23 protein-coding genes and 2 pseudogenes are annotated in these 20,574 nt (G+C 70.0%); 13 read left to right on the top strand and 12 right to left on the bottom strand.

The genetic code is table 11. From position 1 onward, the window contains the following. Positions 1 to 241 precede the first annotated feature (241 nt). The 5 genes from E0500_RS21320 to E0500_RS21300 all read right to left on the bottom strand — a co-directional run bounded on the left by E0500_RS21320 (position 242) and on the right by E0500_RS21300 (position 3,285). Positions 242 to 700 carry a PPOX class F420-dependent oxidoreductase gene (locus E0500_RS21320; RefSeq protein WP_131563487.1) on the bottom strand — a complete coding sequence of 153 codons (459 nt, stop codon included), beginning with the start codon at positions 698 to 700 and terminating at the stop codon, positions 242 to 244. Positions 701 to 1,038: 338 nt separating this feature from the next. Next, the gene (locus E0500_RS21315) at positions 1,039 to 1,623 is read right to left on the bottom strand and encodes a short chain dehydrogenase (protein WP_131563486.1); all 585 of its coding nucleotides are present in this window, start codon (positions 1,621 to 1,623) and stop codon (positions 1,039 to 1,041) included. A gap of 227 nt (positions 1,624 to 1,850) precedes the next feature. Next, positions 1,851 to 2,072: a hypothetical protein gene (locus E0500_RS21310; protein ID WP_131563485.1), complete on the bottom strand. Its 222-nt coding sequence runs from the start codon at positions 2,070 to 2,072 to the stop codon at positions 1,851 to 1,853. Between the two features lie 228 nt (positions 2,073 to 2,300). Continuing rightward, positions 2,301 to 2,561, bottom strand: a complete 261-nt coding sequence (locus E0500_RS21305; protein WP_131563484.1) for a hypothetical protein — start codon at positions 2,559 to 2,561, stop codon at positions 2,301 to 2,303. Between the two features lie 40 nt (positions 2,562 to 2,601). Then, positions 2,602 to 3,285, bottom strand: a complete 684-nt coding sequence (locus E0500_RS21300; RefSeq protein ID WP_131563505.1) for a ThuA domain-containing protein — start codon at positions 3,283 to 3,285, stop codon at positions 2,602 to 2,604. Positions 3,286 to 3,499: 214 nt separating this feature from the next. On the opposite strand from E0500_RS21300, the gene E0500_RS21295 reads away from it, so the two are divergent. From E0500_RS21295 to E0500_RS21280, 4 genes and pseudogenes are all read left to right on the top strand, one after another. Beyond that, positions 3,500 to 4,024: an RNA polymerase sigma factor gene (locus tag E0500_RS21295; RefSeq protein ID WP_131563504.1), complete on the top strand. Its 525-nt coding sequence runs from the start codon at positions 3,500 to 3,502 to the stop codon at positions 4,022 to 4,024. Between the two features lie 531 nt (positions 4,025 to 4,555). Beyond that, positions 4,556 to 4,684 carry a hypothetical protein gene (locus E0500_RS43980; RefSeq protein ID WP_258573621.1) on the top strand — a complete coding sequence of 43 codons (129 nt, stop codon included), beginning with the start codon at positions 4,556 to 4,558 and terminating at the stop codon, positions 4,682 to 4,684. A 194-nt stretch (positions 4,685 to 4,878) separates the two neighbouring features. Beyond that, positions 4,879 to 5,385, top strand: a pseudogene (locus E0500_RS21285) (acyltransferase family protein); the annotation flags it as partial. 230 nt (positions 5,386 to 5,615) lie between these two features. Further along, complete coding sequence (locus E0500_RS21280; RefSeq protein WP_131563483.1) at positions 5,616 to 6,179, top strand: snapalysin family zinc-dependent metalloprotease; 564 nt, start codon at positions 5,616 to 5,618, stop codon at positions 6,177 to 6,179. A 143-nt stretch (positions 6,180 to 6,322) separates the two neighbouring features. Here the strand turns inward: E0500_RS21280 and E0500_RS21275 are convergent, their stop codons facing one another. Next, entirely contained in the window at positions 6,323 to 7,474 is a 1,152-nt protein-coding gene (locus E0500_RS21275; protein WP_131563482.1) for a serine hydrolase, read from the bottom strand. Between the two features lie 66 nt (positions 7,475 to 7,540). Beyond that, positions 7,541 to 8,041, bottom strand: coding sequence for an ATP-binding protein (locus E0500_RS21270; protein WP_165934995.1), 501 nt, complete (start codon positions 8,039 to 8,041; stop codon positions 7,541 to 7,543). 158 nt (positions 8,042 to 8,199) lie between these two features. Between E0500_RS21270 and E0500_RS21265 the strand changes: the two genes are divergently transcribed. The 3 genes and pseudogenes from E0500_RS21265 (at position 8,200) to E0500_RS21255 (ending at position 10,243) form a co-directional block, all read left to right on the top strand. Next, positions 8,200 to 8,985 carry a helix-turn-helix transcriptional regulator gene (locus E0500_RS21265; RefSeq protein WP_258572883.1) on the top strand — a complete coding sequence of 262 codons (786 nt, stop codon included), beginning with the start codon at positions 8,200 to 8,202 and terminating at the stop codon, positions 8,983 to 8,985. Continuing rightward, a pseudogene (locus tag E0500_RS21260) lies at positions 8,982 to 9,172 on the top strand (DUF397 domain-containing protein). Before E0500_RS21265 ends, E0500_RS21260 begins: the two are co-directional and overlap by 4 nt. 54 nt (positions 9,173 to 9,226) lie before the next feature. Next, the gene (locus E0500_RS21255) at positions 9,227 to 10,243 is read left to right on the top strand and encodes a DUF5954 family protein (protein WP_131569393.1); all 1,017 of its coding nucleotides are present in this window, start codon (positions 9,227 to 9,229) and stop codon (positions 10,241 to 10,243) included. Between the two features lie 3 nt (positions 10,244 to 10,246). On the opposite strand, the gene E0500_RS21250 is transcribed toward E0500_RS21255, so the two are convergent. Both E0500_RS21250 and E0500_RS21245 read right to left on the bottom strand, forming a co-directional pair. Continuing rightward, complete coding sequence (locus E0500_RS21250; RefSeq protein ID WP_131569395.1) at positions 10,247 to 10,879, bottom strand: hypothetical protein; 633 nt, start codon at positions 10,877 to 10,879, stop codon at positions 10,247 to 10,249. 133 nt (positions 10,880 to 11,012) lie between these two features. Then, positions 11,013 to 11,357: a hypothetical protein gene (locus E0500_RS21245; protein ID WP_131569397.1), complete on the bottom strand. Its 345-nt coding sequence runs from the start codon at positions 11,355 to 11,357 to the stop codon at positions 11,013 to 11,015. Between the two features lie 251 nt (positions 11,358 to 11,608). Between E0500_RS21245 and E0500_RS21240 the strand changes: the two genes are divergently transcribed. Then, the gene (locus E0500_RS21240) at positions 11,609 to 12,004 is read left to right on the top strand and encodes a VOC family protein (RefSeq protein WP_181587083.1); all 396 of its coding nucleotides are present in this window, start codon (positions 11,609 to 11,611) and stop codon (positions 12,002 to 12,004) included. A 49-nt stretch (positions 12,005 to 12,053) separates the two neighbouring features. Here the strand turns inward: E0500_RS21240 and E0500_RS21235 are convergent, their stop codons facing one another. The 3 genes from E0500_RS21235 to E0500_RS21225 all read right to left on the bottom strand — a co-directional run bounded on the left by E0500_RS21235 (position 12,054) and on the right by E0500_RS21225 (position 14,401). Further along, positions 12,054 to 12,368 (bottom strand): hypothetical protein, encoded by a 315-nt coding sequence (locus E0500_RS21235; RefSeq protein ID WP_131569401.1) that lies wholly within the window; start codon positions 12,366 to 12,368, stop codon positions 12,054 to 12,056. Between the two features lie 116 nt (positions 12,369 to 12,484). Beyond that, positions 12,485 to 13,192 carry a helix-turn-helix transcriptional regulator gene (locus E0500_RS21230; protein WP_131569402.1) on the bottom strand — a complete coding sequence of 236 codons (708 nt, stop codon included), beginning with the start codon at positions 13,190 to 13,192 and terminating at the stop codon, positions 12,485 to 12,487. A gap of 48 nt (positions 13,193 to 13,240) precedes the next feature. Continuing rightward, on the bottom strand, positions 13,241 to 14,401 hold the full coding sequence (locus E0500_RS21225; RefSeq protein WP_131569403.1) for a YihY/virulence factor BrkB family protein: 1,161 nt from the start codon (positions 14,399 to 14,401) through the stop codon (positions 13,241 to 13,243). 97 nt (positions 14,402 to 14,498) lie between these two features. Here E0500_RS21225 and E0500_RS21220 point away from each other — a divergent pair, with 97 nt between their 5' ends. The 5 genes from E0500_RS21220 (at position 14,499) to E0500_RS44995 (ending at position 20,547) form a co-directional block, all read left to right on the top strand. Beyond that, positions 14,499 to 16,142: an acyl-CoA dehydrogenase family protein gene (locus E0500_RS21220; RefSeq protein ID WP_165935169.1), complete on the top strand. Its 1,644-nt coding sequence runs from the start codon at positions 14,499 to 14,501 to the stop codon at positions 16,140 to 16,142. A 673-nt stretch (positions 16,143 to 16,815) separates the two neighbouring features. Further along, positions 16,816 to 18,093: a GAF domain-containing protein gene (locus E0500_RS21215; RefSeq protein ID WP_131569404.1), complete on the top strand. Its 1,278-nt coding sequence runs from the start codon at positions 16,816 to 16,818 to the stop codon at positions 18,091 to 18,093. Between the two features lie 158 nt (positions 18,094 to 18,251). Further along, entirely contained in the window at positions 18,252 to 19,658 is a 1,407-nt protein-coding gene (locus E0500_RS21210) for a hypothetical protein (RefSeq protein WP_131569406.1), read from the top strand. 136 nt (positions 19,659 to 19,794) lie between these two features. Further along, complete coding sequence (locus E0500_RS21205) at positions 19,795 to 20,358, top strand: GNAT family N-acetyltransferase (protein ID WP_131569408.1); 564 nt, start codon at positions 19,795 to 19,797, stop codon at positions 20,356 to 20,358. 105 nt (positions 20,359 to 20,463) lie between these two features. After that, entirely contained in the window at positions 20,464 to 20,547 is an 84-nt protein-coding gene (locus tag E0500_RS44995) for a putative leader peptide (protein WP_309486338.1), read from the top strand. Positions 20,548 to 20,574: the final 27 nt, after the last annotated feature.

The raw sequence follows: 20,574 nt of genomic DNA, 5'->3' as shown, positions 1-20,574 counted from the left end.
GACCCTGCCCTGGCCCCTGCCACGTCGCGGCGAGAACGAGGGCCCCACCAGGCCGGCGCTTCATGTCCCGACCAGCGCGAGTACACCTCTGCGCGCCCATGTGGTAGGCGGTCAGGATCGCGGATCCGTGCTGGTCACAGCCTCGTTGAGGGCCCTGGCATACTCTGCGAAATGAGATCGCTGCCTGCGGCCAGCACGGTCGCCGCATGGCGGTCGGCGAGCTTGATGCCCCGACATACTGCTAGCCGTCGATGTCGAGCGCTGTGCCGTACAGCCGGTCCACCTTCAACCGGATGACCACCCGGCGCTCGGCGACCAGTTGCTCCAGGAAAGCCTCTTCGTCCTCGGGCTTCGCGGCCTTCGGGATCATGCCGAGCAGTTCCCGCCCCACCGCGTCGCCGGGAACCGTCGTGATCTCGGAAACCTCGGCCTCGCCTTCGGCGACCGCGAACGACCACACGTCGCCGCCCTGCACATGCAGCGCCGCACGCGGGTTACGCCGCAGATGCCCGACCTTGACCCGGTCGGCCGTCGTCGAGAACCGCACCATGCGGGCTTCGGAATCCCAGCTGTACAGCATGGTGGTCAGGTGGGGGTGCCCACTGCGCTTGACGGTGGCGAGCGTGCCGAACTGATGCTTGCCCAGCAGGTGGGAGATGGCTTCCTCGGACAGTGGGCGAGGCGCTGGTCCTTGAGTCATGACATGGTCAACGTCCTTGGCGGCCCAGCAATTTCTTTCATGGACACCGTGAGCCCAACGCCCACTTCCGCATCACGCCCTAGGCCCTGTCGTCAAGGCGCGCCGCCCAGTTGATCCCGCCGAGCAGGTGGGCGCGGAAGTCGTACGCGTGCACCCCGACGGAGCCGCCACCCCCTTCGACGTACGGCGAGAGCCCTGCACGCCCCCGTCGGTCAGCACCTCACCACTGGTGGAGAGGAAGACGACAGCAGCGTACGAGTCGAGGGCCCCCACCAATCCTCCAGCGCGGCCAGGCCCTCTGTCGCGTCCACGTCGAAGGCAACGGGCAGCTCTGGGAGTTACGGACGCATGGTCCGGCCCTGCGCAGTGCCTTCCACGGCCTCCACATACGCACGGGCCACCTCACGGACGGGAGTACCGCCGGTCGAGTCCGCCCCCATGCTTTCCAGGGTCTCCTTGATCCACCCGGGGCTGATGAGATTGATCCGCAGACCCCGCGGCAGCTCTTCAGCCGCGTTGCGGACGAAGCCCTCCAGACCAGAGTTGATGAGGGCCCCCAACGAGCCGCCCGCCAGCGGAGCGGAGAAGGTGCCTCCGGTCAGGGTGACCGAACCGCCGTCCCGGAGATGACGCACGGCTCGCCGGGCCAGCGCGACCTGTCCCAAGAGCTTGCCCCGCACTCCGTCAGCGATCTCGTCATCCGTCGCTGACGCCAGGTCCACCAGCGGGCCACTGGCGGCACAGCACACCACCGCATCCAGGTCCGTCACCTCGCCGAAGAGCGCATCCAGGGAGGCAGGATCTTCCAGATCCACCGTCACCGGGCCTCTACGCGAAGCCTTCACGATCTGGTGAGAAGCCTCCAACGCGCCGGCGACAGCACTGCCGACCGTCCCCGTCGCCCCGATCACAAGTACTTTCATGTCACTGATCATGTCAGTGGTGGCGCCCCTTCCGGGGTGGAAGGTTCGGCAGGGCGCCGACGCTCCGAAGCGGCCGAAGCAATACTTCGGCGGGGGCAGGCCGGTGCCGCAGTGGCGGCATGGGCCGCGGCGGCGGGAAGCCGTCGGACATACGGCCGGGCAGGTCTTGAGGGGGGGCGGGGGCGGCTCACTGAATACGGTCACGCGGCGGCGGGCGCGGATGTGGTTCAGCTGGAGCGGTCCTGGAGGTCGGCCAGGGCGACGGCCCGGCGGATGTACTTGTTCCGGCCGAGGTCACCGACAGTTTTGATCCTCAACGCGGACAGTGCCTCACCGTGGGCGTCCGTCAGTCCCTGCAGCGCGGCCACCGGCGCGTCGAGGACCTCGTTGAGGGAGAGGTTCTCGTACTTCTTGTCCAGGACCTTGTCGAGGTTGCTCTGAACGGGCATGGGTCCCTCCAGGGTTCGTGTGGCGCCCGTACGACGCCGCAACCGGCCTGTGACCGGCTCTGTCCGTTCCACTGTTCCCCCGCGACCGCGGGCGCGCATGCCGGGTGCCGCGTTCGGGGGACGGTGGACGGTGGACGGACGGCGCCGCCCCCGCAACGACTCGGGCAGCAGCAGCCGGACGCACGGACGAACTCAGGAGCGTTCCGGGTGCACTTCGCATCCAGCGAGTCAGAGCCTCAAGCGGCACTGGTCCTCAGCTTCAACGAACACCTGCTGCCCCCAGTAGGCAGTGAGGCGGTGCGCGACATCGACCAGCCGACGGCGGTCTTCCCGCGTGTATGCAGGGAAACGTGCCCAGCCCTGGTCAGCGATCTCGTTGCCGAGTTCGCTGAACAACACAGACCGGAAGCGCCGCTCTTCCTCGTCGGTCAGTGGTGTGCCGGCACCCTCCACCGGCCGCAACCGGACGTTGTAAAGGTCGCGTATCACGATGCGGCTCGCAATCTGCTCAAGGTCCGTTCGCGAGAGCTTACCGGCCCAGGTTCGGCGACAGGCCCTCCCGGGACAGACGGGCCGCCCACCTGATCCCGCCGAGCAAGTGGGCGCGGAAGTCCGCGTCCTCGTACGCCTCCGAGGCGTGTCCGAGCGCGGTGTAGAAGACCCGGCCCGCGCCCTGCTCGCGGCACCAGACCAGCGGATGGTCGGCGCCCATCCCACCGCCGTCGTACGAGGACTCGTCGGCACAGGCCAGCACACGCACCGCCCCGCGCGGGTTGGCCCGGAAGTCGTACCACTCGTCCGTGAACTCCCATACGGCGGGCAGGTGCCGGGTCGCGGGATGTTCCCGGTCCTCGATCACGGCCTTGCCGGGCTGGTACTCGGGGTGGCGTGCGAACCGCGCACCGAGCAACTCGCCGTAGTACGGCCAGTCGTACTCGGTGCAGGCGGCCGCGTGCACCCCGACGAAGCCGCCACCCCCTTCGACGTACGACAAGAGCCGTGCACGCCCCCCGTCGGTCAGCACCTCACCACTGGTGGAGAGGAAGACGACGGCCGCGTACGGGGCGAGGGGCCCCGCCAACTCCTCCAGCGCGGCCGGGTCCTCGGTGGCATCGACATCGAAGCCGAGAGCACGTACGGCGGCCACGCCGGCCGGGATGGAGTCGTGCCGGTAGGCGGTGGTGCGGGTGTAGACGAGGATGCGGGCTGGCATGGTCGCTGACATGGGCAGAAGCATATTTCGGTGCTTCTGCCACCCCCAAGGACCGAAAATTTCGAAGAAGGACCTGCGTAAGCCCACGAAGCCCCCCTGTAACGCTTTTCGCAACCCGCTCCAAGAACAGGTGAAGTGCCTTTGAAGAACTCCGGTGAACCTCCGGCCAGGAGGACCGGTAAGGCCGTTCTATCGGCGCCACGTGGACGCGGTGATGCGTTTCGTGGCCCGGCGTGTCGACGACCCGCACACGGCGGCTGACCTGACGGCCGAGATCTTCCTCGCCGTCCTCGGCTCGGCCCACTCCTACCGGCCGCGCCTCGGCAGCGAGACGGCCTGGCTGTACGGCATCGCACGCAACGTCGTGTCTTCGGAGCGCCGCCGGGTCGCCCGGGAGGCCGAACGCGATCTGCGGTTCTCCGGACGGAGGTTACTGGAGGCCTACGACATCGTCCGTATCGAGGACAAGCTCGACGCGGAGAGCCAGGGACGACGCGCCCTTGCCGCGCTGTCGAAGCTTCCCGAGGACGAGCGAGCCGTCATGGAGCTGATCGCGGTGGACCAGCTCACGGTCACGGAGGCGGCTGCCGCGCTGGGCATCCGCCAGGTGACGGCCCAGGTCCGACTGCACCGGGCGCGCAAGGCGCTGCGGGGGGGGCGGACTCCAAGGCCACCGAGACGATTCCCACATCCGCACAGACCTGCTCCACGGGAGCGGAGACGCCGGATGCAGCGCTGATGTACGTCGCAAGGGGAGAGGCATGAGCACGAGGACGACGTTCGAGGACCGGCTGCTGGGTGAGCTGAAGAGGGAGATCGAACTGCGCGAGGCCGGGGTATGTGAAAGCGAGCCGATGGTTGAGGCCACAACAGGCGAGGGCAAGGCGCGCGCTTCCGTGCACCGTGCGTTGACTCGACTCACTCCGCGCCGCGTCACCGTCGTCGCGGCCGCCTGCGCGGCGGCCTGGCTCGGCGTGGCGGTCGTGCCCGGATCTCCGGCCGCCTCGACGGCGTACGCGGTGGAGCGCCACGGTGACGGCAGTGTCACGCTCACCGTCAAGGACCAGAACATCGATGTCGAGGCCCAGCGTGAACTCGCGAGGAAAGTGCGCCCGTGGGGCATTGAGGTGACCGTTGACGTGCTCGCTCCCCGCTACGTCTGCGACCGCAGCAAAGTCACCTCCGCGATCGCAGCGGTTGATCAGCGGGGCAACCTTGTACCCGTCCTCCCTCTTGAGGTCGCCTGGGACGTCACCCTGCGCCGGGCAACGTGCTGGCCTTCGAGAACACCCGGGGCGGCTCCACACCGCGCGCGGTCAAGTTGTACGAGACCAGGAGTGAGGCCGAGCCGTGCGTCCCGAGGAAGATCGCCCTGCCGAACAGCCGGCCGACGGACTGACCGAAGCGCGTAGACACCGGTCGGAACGCCCCTGGCCGTGGCCCGCACAGTCAGGCATTCAGGTCATTCGGCAATTGGCGGATTTGGGTCAGCCTCGACGGCTCCGGCCCCAAGCCGGACAGGGCCCTCGGTGGCCCAGATCTGCCAATTGCTCTCCCACACCCCAACACCAGCCCCAACTCAGGCCTCACCACCTGGCGCTCGGCCTGGTCGCCTTCAACGGCACGATCCCGCCATGGGAGGGCCTGGTGATCCTGGCCGTGATGTTCCTCGGCACCGCCGTCCACCGGGCCGAGAACGGTCAGAGCACCTGGCGGCGCACAGCCCGCACAGCCGCCGTGGTGCTGGCCTGCGCCGTGGGGAGTTCCTACTGGTACGGCGACGGCTCCCACTTCACGAGGCGCGGCTGGATCGTGGCATTCCTGCTCGCGGTGCTCACGTTCGGTGCCGGACTGGCGGTGCGCCGCCGACGGATACCGCGCCGGCTGACAGGACTGGGAACGATCAGCTACTCCGTCTACCTGGTGCATCCGGTACTGCTGGCGGTGTCCGACGGCACGATCGGCCGGTGTCGGCGGGACAGTCTCGCGCTCGAAGTGGCGTTCTTCGCGGTGCTGCTGCCGCTGTGCGTGCTGACTCACCGTCGCATCGAAGCGCCGAGCCGGACGTGGAGCCGGAAGCTGATGAAGGAACAGACCTGATCACCGGTCGGCGAACGGTGCGAACTCGCGTATGGTCTGGCCCGTGATCATGCCAGCGGTGGCGCCCCTTCCGAAGTGGGAATGTTCGGCATGGGGCCGGCGCTCCGAACCGACCGGAGCTCAATTCGATGTCGACACCACCTCGGATTGACGGATTCACCTCCACCCCCACTGGGCAGTGCCTGAGAATGTCATGAGCACGACTCCCCTTCCCCGCAAGGAGGTCGATCATGTACGTCCGTACGCTGACCGGCGGCCTGGCCGCTGCCCTGGTGGTGTCCCTGTCCCTGACGGCCGGTCAGGCCGTGGCCGCTCCGCCCGACGCGGCGAATGCCCCCTTGGCCGCCCGCGTCTTCACCTACGACGCCAGCGGCTCCGCGGAGTTCAAGAGCGCCGTCGACCGGGGCGCGGCGATCTGGAACGAGAGTGTCGACGCCGTCGAGTTGCGGCCGGTCGCCGCCGGGCAACGCGCGAACATACGGGTCCTCGCGGACGACGGCTGGCCGCGCGCACTGCCCACCACCCTCGGCAACGGAACCGTCTACATCGGGCGCCAGGCCGTCGACGAGGGCCACAACACGATTCGTATCTCGTCCCACGAACTCGGGCACATCCTGGGCCTCCCCGACCGCAAGCCCGGACCGTGCACAAGCCTGATGTCCGGTTCCAGCGCGGGCACCACGTGCACGAACCCCTATCCGAACGCGGCGGAAAAGGCAGAGGTCGAGGGGAACTTCGGCGGCGCGCTCGTCGGCCGGGCCCCGGCGGCCCTTCCAGAGGTGATCGTGGACTGACGCCTACCGCGCACCACACATGAGGAAGACCGAACGCCCGCCTGCGCCCCTGAGGCGGGCGTTCGCGCATCGGGCTCCTACCGCGGGCCTCCTACCGCAGTCCCCCCTTCGGCGTACACCGAGAGCCGAGCACGTACGGCGGCTCACGCCGCTCCGTCCGCGTACCGCCAGAACCCCCGCATCAGGGCCGGTGGGGTCGGGCCGGTCATCGCGACCTGGGTGAGCAGGATGGACACCGTACCGGTGGACGGGGTGATGTGCGCCGCCGTTCCTGTGCCGCCGACCCAGCCGTAGCGTCCCGGGACGTTCCAGGGATCGACGGTCTCGATGTCGACCGAACCGCCGAAACCCCAGCCCTGCCCCTCCAGGAACAGCCTGCCCGCCTCGCGCTGAGCCCGGGTCAGATGGTCGGTTGTCATCAACTCCACCGAGGCGGGCGACAGCAGACGGCGCCCGGCGGCGCTCCCCTGGGCGAGCAGCATCCGCGCGAAGGCGTACCAGTCGTCGACGGTCGACACCAGCCCGCCCGCGCCGGACGGGAACGCCGGCATACGGGCCCACTGCCCGTCAGGGGCGTCGACCAACTGGAAGGCGCCCGGCGGATCGGTTCGGTAGTAGCTGGTGAACCGGTCCAGCTTCCCGGCCGGTACCTCGAATCCGGTGTCGACCATGCCAAGCGGCTCGAACAGCCGCTCAGCCAGGAACTCGGGCAGCGGACGCCCCGAGACCCTGGCGATCAGCACACCCTGGATGTCGGAGCAGGTGTTGTACAGCCAGGCGTCCCCCGGCTGGTGCAGCAGCGGAATGCGGGACAGCTTCGCCATCCACTCGTCCGGCGGCGCGACGGCCTGCGGCTGCGGCGGCCCCTGTTTCAGCTCGCTGAACAGTGGCTGGAGCGCGGGCAGTGAGAAGTCGGACGGGAAACCGTATCCCGCGCGGAAGGTCAGCAGGTCGGCGACGGTGATCTGCCGGGCTGCCGGAACCACGTCGTCGACTGGGCCGGCCGGCGTGCGGACAACGGCCGGTGCCGCGAGCTCCGGCAGCCATCGCGCGACCGGGTCGTCCAGCGTCATCCGGCCGTCCTCCACGAGCATCATGACCGCGGCGGCGACGACAGGTTTGGTGATCGACGCGATGCGGAAGATCGAATCCCGCGCCATCGGAGCGGTGCCCTCGACGTCGGCGACGCCGACCGCCTCCACCTCGGTCCGGTCGCCGCGCGCGACGAGGGCCACCGCTCCCGGCACTGATCCGTCGCTGACGTGTTTCTTCAGGAAGTCGTGCAGGTTGGTCATCGGTTCCCTGAGCCCTTCGGTCCCGCTCGATCCGTATCCGCCCGTATCCGTCCATTCGGGCGGCTGTCAGAAGTGCGACTCCCGAAACGGCACGAAATCATCGGTCGGCCCGCCCGGCCCACCCGTCCCGCCGGGCCCACCCGGACTCGACGGCCGTGAGCCCGCGAACTCGCACCACACGATCTTCCCCGGGTCCCGCTCCCCGACCCCCCACTTGTCCGCCAGCTCCGACACCAGCAGCAGCCCGCGCCCGCCCTCGCCCGGCTCCCGCACGTCGGCCTGCGGCACGGCCGGTACGCCGTCCCCGCTGTCGTGCACCTCGACCCGCACCCCGCCGTCGTACCGCAGCGGCAACAGCCTCAGCAGGAAGCCCCTGCCCGGTGGTACGCCGTGCACGAGGGCGTTGGTGGCGAGTTCGCTGACGCACAGCACGACGTCGTACGCCCGTTCCCGCACGCCCCAGTCGGCGAGCGCCTCCCGCGCGAACGAGCGGGCGGCGGGGACGGAGGCGCGTTCGCGACGGTAGAAGCGTTCACGTGGGGACGGGTGGGGGATTTCTACGTTCACATGGAAAGTGTCACGCTACGTGGCCATGATGAAACAGTGCGTGCATCAGTACAGCGGGTTTGTACGGGTGCACGACGGTGAACGTACGCACGCGGATGGGGAGTTTGGACCGCATGAGCACCAGGACACGGTCACGGACGCGGAGGAACGCGTCAGCCATGAGGATGGTGGGCGCACTGCTCGCCCTCTACCGCCAGGCGGCCGGGTACACACAGAAGTCACTGGGTGACCGGTTCGTCGTCGGTGAGCAGCAGATCGCTTCGATCGAGCAGGGCAGACGACCACTGAAGCCGGACCTGGCGGAGCAGCTCGACCAACTCCTCGATACTAAGGGGGCGTTGGCGGCGGCGTTGGAGTACATGCCGGAGGTGGATCTCGTACCGCTGTGGGCGGAGGAGTATCTGGATCGGGAGCGGGAGGCAATTGCGATCTCGTGGTACGAGGGCGTGGTGATCCCTGGCCTGCTTCAGACCGAGCCGTATGCGCGGGCGGTCTTTCGAAGCCGCGTGCCAGTCTACGACGAGGACGAGATCGAGCAGTTGGTGGCTGCACGCATCGAGCGCTGCAAGGTCCTGCACCACAGGGTGCCGCCGACGACAAGCTTCGTGATCTGGGAAGCAGCGCTACGGGACCGCCTAGGCGGGGACGAGGTGTACTTCGAACAGGTGCGGCATCTACGGGAGTACACCGATCTACCCGCTGTCACCTTGCAGGTCCTGCCTCTTGGGCGCACGTCGCACGCCGGGCTCGACGGCCCGTTCATCCTCCTGGAGACGCCCGAACACCAGCGGCTCGCCTACACCGAGACACAGCGCGGCAGTCAACTGATCGCCGACCCGAACGAAGTGGCGATCCTCAACCAGAAGTATGCGATGCTGCGGACACAGGCCCTTACCACCGAAGACACGAGGGACCTGCTGGACCGTCTTCTGGGAGAGCAATGAGCGGCACCGCGCTTGAGTGGTTCAAGTCCAGCTACAGCGGCAGCGAAGGCGGTGCCTGCGTAGAAGTCGCCCTCCATTCCTCCACCATCCACATCCGCGACTCCAAAACCCCCACCACCCCCACCTCACCGTCACCCCCACCGCCTGGACCGCCTTCCTCAAGCTGGCCGACAACTCCAGTCGTTGAGCTGTTGAGCCGGTTCGGTCACCACACGCACCCAAACGCCGCCACAATGCGTGCATGACCGATGACTGGCAGCAACAGATCCACGCCCTCCACGAGGAGCTGATCCACCGCGACGACCCGGCCGCCTGGGTGCGGGAGGCCGACGCGGTGGAGGCCGCGCTGCGCTATCCCCATCTCGCGTTGCGCGGGCCGGTGTTCGGGATCGCGGTGCAGGACCCGGCGGCCGGGCCGGAGTGGCGGGTGCTGAAGCCGGTGGTGGACGGGATGCCGCAGGTGGCCCGGGACGGGCTGCAGTCACATCTGTTCTTCACGGCGAAGGACGACACCGACGACCGCGCCGTACGGCGGGAGTTGCTCGCGGCCGTAGCGGTGCTGGAGCGTGAGCCCGCGAACGAGGTGGAGGCCTGCGGGGTGCGGTACCGGGTGGTGCGCGGGGACGAGTTCGGGCGGGTCGGGGACGACGGACTGGAGCCGCCCCGGCCGACGGACCCCGAGCCGGTGGAGCGGTCGTGGGAGCGGCAGGCGCGCGACACCGAGTCCCCGGACGTCGGTTTCGTCCTCGATCCGGACCGCGCGGACGGTCCGTCCGCTGGTGCGATGAAACTGGGGCTGCGGGACTTCGCGTACAGGGGCTCCCACTTCCCGGACGACACGTGCGCCGAATCGGAAGGCGCGGTCGCCACCCACCCGGAGCTCGTCCTGTTGCCCACCGGCTTCGGCGTGGTCGAGCGCGGGAAGCACGGCTGGCGGCCGCGCGGCGCCCTCATGGCCACCCCGCACGATGCCCGGCGCATGCTCTACAACGGAATGGACGAGATCTGGGCGCTGTTGTACCAGTTCGACGACGCCAAGAAGGCGAGGTACGCCGAGGCGGCCCAGGAGTACCGGGCGCTCGACCGCGCGGACGAGTTCCGTGTCGACGGCCGGCTCTTCCGGATCTGCCGTGTCGAACGCATGCTCCGCATGGGCGCCGACGGCCCGGAACAGCCGCGCCCCTCGGACGTCGACGAGTACGGCCCGATGAAGATGCATCCGACGATGGACGAGGACGGCACCCTCACGTACGAGTGACGGTCAGCCGCCGGGTCCCACATGGTTGTTCGGTGCCCCGTCCCCCAGCGGTGGCAGATCGCCGCGCTCCACTGGCTGGCCGTGGCGCGGGTGTGGCAGGAGGAAGGCCAGTTCGGCGGAGGTCGGGCGGCGGGCGGCCTCGGCGGCGGCACGCAGGACGTCGCGGTCGATCTTGGCGGTGTCGCCGCCGATGCGGACCGCGTGGCCCTTCTCCGGGACGGCGTACTCGTGCTGTCCGCCCGATGTGCGGTACCAGGCGTCGCCGTCCCGCTCACAGGTCACCGGCCCCATGGCGCCCTGGCCGACCGGCTGCTTCGGACAGTTCTCGGCCGTCATCGTGCCGCGGTCCACGAGAAGCAGGATCTGGGCGCCGCGCTTGTGCGACCAGTACGCGCTGGAGAAGCCGTCGCCGCCGTACACGCCCACCGACTGCCGGACCAGCGTGAACCCGGGGGACTCGGTGACGTGGACGAGTTCCGGCGCGAGGCCCAGGGCCTCCGCCCGCGCCTGTAACTCGGCCCGGTCCGGAGCGGGGCGCCGCGACTCGGGGGCGTCCACCACCTTCTCGTTGCCGCAGGCCGTGATCAGCACGGGCAGGAGAGTGAGGGGAAGCAGTACACGAGCGGCACGGGGCATCACCCCATACTGCCGCACAGGTGTTCCACAGGTGGCGCTCAGAGGGTTTTGCGCAGCGAGTTGTGCGCAGCGGGCGCGGGCGGCTTCCGACGCCTTCCGACATCTTCCGAGGATGCCGCCCGGCCTGCCGACATCAGCCGAAGTAGAGGCTGACGCGGGTGAGAAGGTCTTCGTCCCAGTCGATCTCGCCGCGGATCAGCACGAAGCCGTCACCGGGAACGACGTTGTACGTGTGCATGGTCGCCGACCCCAGGAAGGGGGTGTTGCTGCCGGGCGCGCACTCCGTCAGGGATGCCCACACCAGGTTCCCCGGTACGGCGCCGGGGATGTTGACCCGCAGGTTGAAGATGCGATGCGCCCTGAAGAAGGCCCACCATCCGCCCGTGGCGGCGGCCGCCACCGCTTCGGGGGACTGCACCGCGTCGACCGTGATCACACCATCGGCCCCGGTCACCGGCTCCGACTGCTCAAGTGTCATCTCCCTCTTCTCCTTCACCTTCCAGGGCAGCACTGCCCTCTGTGGCCAGGCACGTTGCCGTGCGGCACGGTCAGGATCCACGAACGCGACGTGCCCGAAAAGAGGGCCCTTTGGCCACTACTTCACCTTCGCACCATTAGTAGCATTTTGGCGTGGGGGCTGGGCGGGCTGCTTGGACTTGCCGAATGGCTCGACCCGGGGTGTCCGATTCCTTCAAGACCTTGTCGCCGCGCCCTGCCTACGGTGGCCACATGACTCCACGATTCGACGCGATCGGCCTGGTCGCCTCCGACATGGCCGCTTCTGTCGCCTTCTACCGCCGTCTCGGATTCGCCTTCCCGGACGGAGCCGAGGCCCAGCCGCACGCCGAGGCCCAACTGCCGGGTGGGCTGCGGCTGTTGCTCGACACCGAGGAGACCGTCCGGTCCTTCCACCCGGCCTGGCAGCCGGGGACGGGCGGCCGGTCCTCGATCGCCCTGCTGTGCGAGAGCCCCGCCGAAGTGGACTCGGTGTACGAGGAGTTGGTGGCCGCCGGCCATCACGGCGAGCTCAAGCCGTGGGACGCCGTGTGGGGCCAGCGGTACGCGGTCGTACAGGACCCGGACGGCAACGGCGTGGACCTGTTCGCCCCGCTGCCCGGCGACTAGGAGCTGAGCCTTGGCCATCCGGCTCCGAACGTGACCGCCCGGGCGAGGCCTACGGTGTGCCGCCGCCCTTCCGGTTACCGCCGGCGTACTGGCCCGCCATCATGACGATGATGCCGGCCAGGAGCAGCACGCTGCCGATCAGCGTCCCGAGCTGACGGGGGCCGGAGTCGCTGATCACCAGTCCGAAGACCAGCTGCCAGCACAGCGCGAAGGCCACCACAAGCTGACCCCAGCCGTAGAGATGCGGGGCGCGGACATGGCGCCGGTTCATGGGAAGCACCCATCCGCGGGTCACCGCCGCAACGCCGGAGGCGGCGATGAGCGACGCCGTCAGGACAACAGGTATGGCGAGGTACAGCTTCACGGTTTCTCCCCTGGGGGCCGGGCCGCGCTGGGCACCGGCGTGATCATGGCACCCCTCGTATCGCACGTCCATACCCGTGCACAAGCCCGTGACCGGCCGAAACACCCCGTACGGCCCTAGGCCCTGTCGGCCTGGCGTCCGAGCAACTGCCCCAGCGACCGTCCCGCCAGTTCCCTCACCTCACGTGCCAGGTGCGCTTGGTCGGCGTACCCGGTCCGGGCCGCCGTGTCCGCGAAGGGCACCCCGCCGCGGGCAAGGGCGAGGGCGCGCTGGAGTCGCAGGACGCGGGCCAGCGTCTTCGGGCCGTACCCGAACGCGGTCAGCGAGCGGCGGTGCAACTGGCGTGCGCTGAGGCCCAGTTCATCGGCGGTCCCGGCGACCGGGCGGCCCGCGTCCAGCGCGGCCACGACCCTGCCCGGCAACGGGTCGGGAGGCCCGGACTCGGCCGCGCGCTCCAGCGCCAGCTCTTCGAGCCCGAGCACCGGATCGGCGGCCGCGTTCACCCTCGCCGCGAGCCGCCGTACCCGGGCGGCCGGCCACAGGTCGGCGAGGTCGACGCGCCGATCGCGCAGCTCGTGCGCGGGGACGCCCAGGAAGGTGGGCGCGGTCCCGGGGAAGAACCGCACTCCGGCCCAGCGCGCGGACAGGTCCTCGGCCCGCCCGGGAACATACGCCCGCGTATCGGGCCCGGCGACCATCAGCCGCCCCTCGCTCCAGAGCAGGTCCATACAGCCGTCGGGGAGTACCAGCCCTGCGTCGGAGCCGGACGGGACGCTGGTCCACACCACCGCGCCCGCCAACCGGGACGCCCTCTCCGCGTACACGTACCCCAGGCTATCCCCGCGTCCTCCCCCGCTCAGGAGCGCGGGACCCTACTCCCCCGGAGGCGGTCCGTCCGCCTGCTTGTTCGCGCTCTTGGCGTGGGTGCGCAGGCGGGATGTCACGTCCTCCGGGGGCAGGAAGCGGGACCAGCGTTCCGGGAACTCGGAGGGCATGTCGGGGTTGGCGGCGTAGTCGGGGTCGGCGTCGCGGGCCGCGGTGGCGCGGGCGACGTACTCGGCGGCCTGCTCGTGGCGCAGCCGCTCGTTCGCGGCACGCGCGGCGGCCGTCGCCGCGGCCGGCCAGACCCGGTCGATGGCCGCGTTGACCGCGGCGCCCACCAGCACCGCGAAGGCCGAGACGCCGATCCAGAGCAGGACGGCCACGGGTGCGGCCAGGGAGCCGTAGATCGTCGGGCCCTCGACCGTGTTCGTCAGGTAGATGCGCAGGAGGAAGCTTCCCAGGACCCACATGCCCAGGGCCACCAGGGCGCCGGGGACGTCCTCGACCCAGGGTGAGCGGACCGGCACCGACACGTGGTACAGGGTGGTCAGGAACACGACCGACAGGACGATCACGACCGGCCAGTACAGGATCTGCACGAGGGTCGTCGACCAGGGCACGATGTTCACGACCTCGTCCGGACCGGCCACCATGAGCGGCAGCGCGATCGAGCCGATCAGCAGCGCCACGATGAACAGCAGGAACGCCATCAGCCGCGTCTTGACGATCCCGCGCACCCCGTCGAGGCCGTACATGACGGTGATGGTGTCGATGAAGACGTTCACCGCCCGGGAGCCCGACCAGACGGCGAAGAGGAAGCCGATGGAGATGACGTCGGGGCGGCCGCCCTTCGTCACGTCGTCCAGTATCGGCTGGGCGATCTGTGTGACCCCCCTGTCGGACAGGACGGTGCGGGACGCCTCCAGGATGTTGTTCTGCAGGCTGGCGATGGTGTTCGCGCCGGTCCAGTCGTCGACGTAACCGAGCAGCCCGATCAGGCTGAGCAGCAGCGGCGGCACGGACAGCAGCGTGAAGAACGCCGCCTCCGCCGCGAGCCCGAGGATGCGGTACTCGATGCACGAGTTGACGGTGTCCTTGAGCAGCAGCCAGGCCGTCCTGCGCTTGGAGACGTTCCGGTAGAGGGCGCGTGCCCGGTGGAGACGGCCGGAGGCGCTTTCAGGAGACTCGGGGGGCTTACTTGCTGGCTGCACGCCCTAAAGGTATCCGTCCTGACAGGCTGACCTCACCTTGTGGTCCCGATGCCGGATACTGGTGACGGTGGCGTTACCGAAGGGTAGGTTCCGGGACATGGCAGCCAGCACCCACGAAGTGACCAATCAGGCTCCGCCCCTGGTGGGGTACGACGTCTTCGCCTCCGACCAGGTCCTCGTGGAGGCGGTCGACCGGCATCTCGCCCCCGGTCTGCTCGACGAGGCGCGCGAGGAGCTGTCGCTGCTCGGGCGCACGGCGGGCTCCGAGCAGGCGCAGGAGTGGGGGGTGCTGGCCAACGAGAACCCGCCGAAGCTGCGCACGCACGACCGGTACGGAAACCGTCTCGACGAGGTGGAGTTCCACCCGGCCTGGCACCGTCTGCTCGGCAAGGGCGTCTCGGCGGGGATGACGGCGGCCTGGGTGCGGCCGGGCGGGCACGTACGGCGCGCGGCCTCCTTCGTGGTCTGGACGCAGGTCGAGGCGGGCCACGGCTGCCCGCTGTCGATGACCCATGCGGCGGTGCCCGCGCTGCGCACCGATCCGGCGCTGGCCGCCGAGTGGGAACCGCGGCTGACGTCGATGGTGTACGACCAGGGGCTGCGGCCCGCCGCGCAGAAGGCCGGCGTCCTCTTCGGGATGGGGATGACGGAGAAGCAGGGCGGCAGCGACGTCCGGGCCAACACGACGTCGGCGCGACCGCTCGCCGAGGACGGCACGTACGAGCTGACCGGGCACAAGTGGTTCTGTTCGGCTCCGATGTCGGACGGCTTTCTGGTGCTGGCGCAGGCTCCGGAGGGACTCACCTGCTTCCTGGTGCCGCGTGTGCTGGAGGACGGCACGCGGAACGAGTTCCGCATCCAGCGGCTGAAGGACAAGCTGGGCAACCGGTCCAACGCCTCCAGCGAGGTCGAGTTCGACGGGACGTGGGCCCGCCGGGTCGGTGACGAGGGCCGAGGCGTGCGCACGATCATCGAGATGGTGGCGGCCACTCGGGTGGACTGCGTGCTGGGCTCGGCCTCGGTGATGCGGCAGGCGGTGGCGCAGGCGGTGCACCACTGCACCTACCGGGAGGCGTTCGGCGGGAGGCTGATCGACAAGCCGCTGATGCGGAACGTGCTGGCGGACCTGGCGCTGGAGTCCGAGGCGGCGACGACGCTGGCGCTGCGGCTGGCCGCGGCCTACGACAACGCGGCCGACGGGTCTGCGGAGGAGCGCGCGTTCCTGCGGCTCGCGGTGCCGACCGCCAAGTACTGGGTGACCAAGCGCTGCACGCCGCTGGTGGCCGAGACCCTGGAGTGCCTGGGCGGCAACGGGTACGTCGAGGAGTCCGGGATGCCCCGGCTGCTGCGCGAGTCGCCGCTCAACTCGATCTGGGAGGGCGCCGGGAACGTGCAGGCCCTCGACGTGCTGCGCGCCCTGACGCGCGAGCCGCAGGCGCTGAACGCCGTTCTGCAGGAGGTGGGCCGGGCCCGTGGCGCCGACCACCGGCTGGACGGCGCCATCAAGAACCTGCTGACGGAGCTCGCCGACCTGGACGGCATGGAGGCCCGCGCCCGCCGCCTCGTCGAACGCCTCGCCCTCGTGCTCCAGGGGTCGCTGCTGGTGCGGTACGCGCCGCCGGAGGTCGCCGACGCGTTCTGCGCCTCGCGCCTCGGCGGCGACTGGGGTGCGGCCTTCGGCACGCTGCCGCACAGCCTGGATCTCGCGTCGGTGGTGGAGCGGGCGCGTCCGGTGAACTGACGGCCGAGGGCGGCTTCGGTCGTACGTCACTGTGAGCGTACGTCACTGTGGGCGTACGTCACATCCGCCGTACGTGACTGCCGCCGTAGGTGACTGCCGCCGTACGTCGCTGCTGGCGTACGTCACTTCCTACGTCGCTGCTGGCGTACGTCGCTGCCGCCGTGCGTCACTTCCGGCCATCCGCCACCACGATCGCCCGCGGCTGCCGTACGGCACGGGCACGCGCTCGACCGACGTAGGGCACGGGCGGGTTCAGCACGAACGCACGACGCGGGGGTGATGCTGCGCCGACACGGCACCACCCCCGCTGTCTCGGCCCCAAGCGACCCCGGGGAAGTGCAGGCACGCCCCCACGCCGCCCGGCACGCACTCTCGCCGCACCGAACGACGCGGGAACGCACCCGCACTTCCCCGGCCCCGCTTGACCGGAGCGCGGCCGCCTCAGCGGGCGACGTTGAACAAGTTTCAAGCACCATACGGCTGTTCGCCAGGGTTGCATGAGGTTGCAACTCCTCAGCTCTCCGTGGCCGGACTGTGCCCCTCCGCGCCGTTCGGCGGCACACTATGAGACCCGCAGTCAACCCACGCACGGACGTCCGTCGCCGTCACGACGGGGGACGGGGACGGACAGGTCTGTCAGATCTGCCGGGAGGATCGAGTGGCGCACTCGCCGATGGATGTCACGCGACTCGCCGCCCAGGACGCGAGACGGGCGGCACAGGTACTCGGCGAGACGCGCGGCGCCGCGCTCGCCGGGGAGCGGCCGAAGGCGGCGCCGCGGCCGGTGATCAGGGAGTCCTGGGACCGCACGGTCCGCGGCGGGGTCGACCCCGACCACGACTTCCGGGCCGATGTGCTCGGCCTGGACGAGGTGGAGCGCCGCCGGCAGACCTCACGGCTGCGGCACGTCCTGCCGGTGCTGCAGGAGGGGTTACTGCCGTTCGCGGACTCCGGGCAGCACATCGTGATCGTCGCCGACGCGGAGGGCCGGGCGCTGTGGCGTGAGGGCAGCCCGTCGGGGCTGCGCCGAGCGGACGGGCAGGGGCTCGGGATCGGCGGGGACTTCCGGGAGGATGTCGTCGGCACGAACGGCGTCGGCACCGCGCTGGTGGCCCGCCGCCCGCTGCAGGTCGTCTCCGCCGAGCACTTCGTGCGCACCCTGCAGTCCTGGGCGTGCACCGGCGCCCCCATCACCGACCCGCGCGACGGGCGGCTGCTGGGCGCGGTGGACATCAGCGGCCCGCTGGAGTCCCATCATCCCGCCACGCTCGCCCTTGTCGGCTCGGTCGCCAAGCTCGCCGAGGCGCGGCTGCGGGATCTGCACCTGTCCTCGCTGGAACGGCTGCGCGCGGTCGCGGCCCCGGTGCTGGCGCGCATCGGCGGCCGGGCGGCGGCCGTGGACACGGACGGCTGGACGGCCGCGGTGACCGGCATGCCGTACACGACCCGGCTGGCCCTGCCGAAGGCCCTCTCCCCCGGCCGGCGCCGGCTGCCCCACCTGGGCACGTGCCAGGTCGAGCCGCTGCCCGGCGGCTGGCTGATCCGCACCGGCGCCGAGTGGCCGGCCGGCGACGACACGACCCGTATCGTCCTGGACCTGGCGCACCCGCGCCGTTCCACGGTGACCGCCTCGGGCGCCGTGGGCTCCTGGACCCACGAACTCAGCCCCCGACACGCCGAACTGCTCTACCTCCTGGCCCTCCACCCCACCGGCCGCACCGCCGCGGCCCTCGCCGCCGACATGTTCGGCGACCCGGCCCGCACGGTCACGGTCCGTGCGGAGATGTCCCGGGTGCGCCGTTACATGGGCGCCTTCCTGGAACACCGGCCCTACCGCTTCACGGAAGGCACGGAAGTCGACCTGCTGCTGCCGGACGACCCGCTGGACCTGCTGCCGCACTCCCTGGCCCCGGGGGTGGTCCGGTCCCGCGCCCGGGCGCTGCACAGGTGAACGGACGGTAGCCCAGGAGTGAGGGATATCCCTGCATTTATGCAGTACCACAACACCGGCAGCGGCCCTCTGAAGTAGCATCCCTCCCAGGCCACCCCACCTGGCTCTCCGTCAACGTCCTGATCATGAGAGGCAGTTGGCCCTTCCTGGGAGGTTGTATGAGTCGCGGTAGGCACCGTCGACGCAGAAGAGGCCGTGCGCTGCGCGCCGGTCTGGCCGGGACCGCGCTCGCTCTGACCGCCGCGGCCACGCTGATCAGCACCTCGCAGGCCACGGGCGGTGACAACCCGGGCGGCCTGAAGCAGCTCACCTCGGCGAGCGAGATCGGCAAGCTCCAGTTGCGCGAGAACCTGGTCGGCAGGACGACCCTGGACACCCTGACGAGCGACATGGGCGGGAACGTCGGCGTAAGCGGCGTCCTGCAGAACGCCAACCACACGATGCGCAACAAGTCCGCCTGCGACGACACCGAGCGGGCGGCCCTCCCGGTCGACCCCGCCGCGAGCCGCGCCTACTGCTGGGACACCCGCGACGCCACGACCCAGAAGTGGCTCCCCCAGTCCGTCACCACCTCCGCCGACGCCGACGACGACGGCCTGTGGGGCGAGGACCGCGTGATCCTGTCCGGCTGGACGCACAACGACGACAAGGCCGGTGAGCCGGCGAAGGACAAGGGACTCGCCCGGGTCGCCTTCATCGACGCGAACGACCCCGACAACCTGAAGTACCGCTGGGTCCTCCTGGTCGCCCCCCTCTCGGGCGGCAAGGACTTCGGTGCCGTGCGCTCCCACATCGGCGGCATGGTCTGGTACCAGGACAAGCTGATCGTCACCGCGAAGAACGGCGCCGGCCGCAACAACGCCCTCTTCGTCTTCGACATGCACCGCATACTCCAGGCCAACGTCAACAGCCACGAGGTCGGCAAGGTGAGCGGCGGCTACTCGGCGCACGGCTACCAGTACGTGCTGCCGGCCGTCGGCTCGTACAGCCTGACGGGCGGCAAGTGCACCGCGTCCGACGACAAGGCGGTCCCCTGCTTCGGCTCCGTCTCGCTGGACCGGACCTCGACACCGAACAGCCTGGTGGCGAACGAATGGTTCAGTTCGACCGGCAGCGAGCCCGCGCGCGTCTGGCGCTACTACTTCAGCACCGCGCTCAGCCGCACGGGCCTGCTGGGCGCGAACTCCCGCGGCATCGTGAACGCGGACGAGGCGTACGAGACAAAGGCGGTCGGCCTGCGGGGCGTGATCTCGCACAAGCCGAGCGGGGAGGACAAGGCCGACTGGTATCTCGCCCAGTCCCCCGGCGGCCGCGGCAAGCACGGCACGCTGTGGCGGCAGAACGCCGACGGCTCCGGCGCCGACGCCGCCCAGTGCACCGCCGACCAGTCGTACGCGTGCTGGGGGCAGCACACGGAGTCCATGTCGTACTCGCAGAACACCGGCGAGCTGTGGACGCTCACGGAGCGGGCGGCGAACACGGACGACCAGTGGGAGCCGGAGGCCATCCCCGAGCGGGTGCTGTACGCGGTACCGCTGTCGGCGGTCAACAGCTCCATGAACTAGAGACACGGGACGCGAGGAAGCAGAGTCCCGGGGTGTGAGGATCCAGGGCCCCGGGGCGCGAAGAACCAGCGCCCCGGGACGTGCGCGCCGGACCCGGTCTTCGTGACCGGTCCAGCCTCATGGTTCCCTGGCTTCCATGTCCACCATCACCGTGACCACCTGGTCCCTGGAGCAGACGTCCCCGGGCGACCTGCTGCCCGCGCGGGCCCCGCAGGGAGATGTCCGGATAGCCCGCTCCGAGGTCCCCTCCCCCGAGTTCAGCCGCTTCCTGTACGCCTCCGTCGGCGGCGACATCCTCTGGACCGACCGGCTGTCGTGGCCGTACGCGCGCTGGCGGGAGCACCTGGACCGGCCCGGCGTGGAGACATGGGTGGCCTACGACCACGGGACGCCCGCGGGGTACGTCGAGCTCGAACCGCAGGACGACGGGGTCGTGGAGATCGTGTACTTCGGCCTCCTCCCGGCGTTCCGGGGGCGGCGCATCGGCGGGCACCTCCTCTCGTACGGGACCGCGCGGGCCTGGGATCTGGCCGAGCGCTGGCCGCGGCTGCCCCCGACCAAGCGGGTCTGGCTGCATACATGCAGCAAGGACGGAGAGCACGCCATGGCGAACTACCAGCGGCGGGGGTTCAGGCTCTTCGACACGAAGGTCGAGCAGGAGCCGCAGGTCCCCGCACCCGGCCCCTGGCCCGGGGCGTAGCAGCACTCCATGACGCATATCACAGCGTCCCGGCATGCGAGACATCCTTGTCCATCATGCGGATAACGGTGGACTGAGTCCAAACTGCCATGACACGCTTCCGTCATGTCTGGAACTGGAATTGCCTTGGTGAGTCGGCGGCACGTCGACCTCGGCCGCATGTCCAGCGCCATCTGTCCGGCGAGCTGATCACACCAGCACCGCCGCATTCTCCCT

This window comes from Streptomyces sp. KM273126 (assembly GCF_004337435.2).
Lineage (GTDB): Bacteria > Actinomycetota > Actinomycetes > Streptomycetales > Streptomycetaceae > Streptomyces > Streptomyces acidicola.
This window is presented reverse-complemented; position numbering and strand designations above follow the sequence as displayed.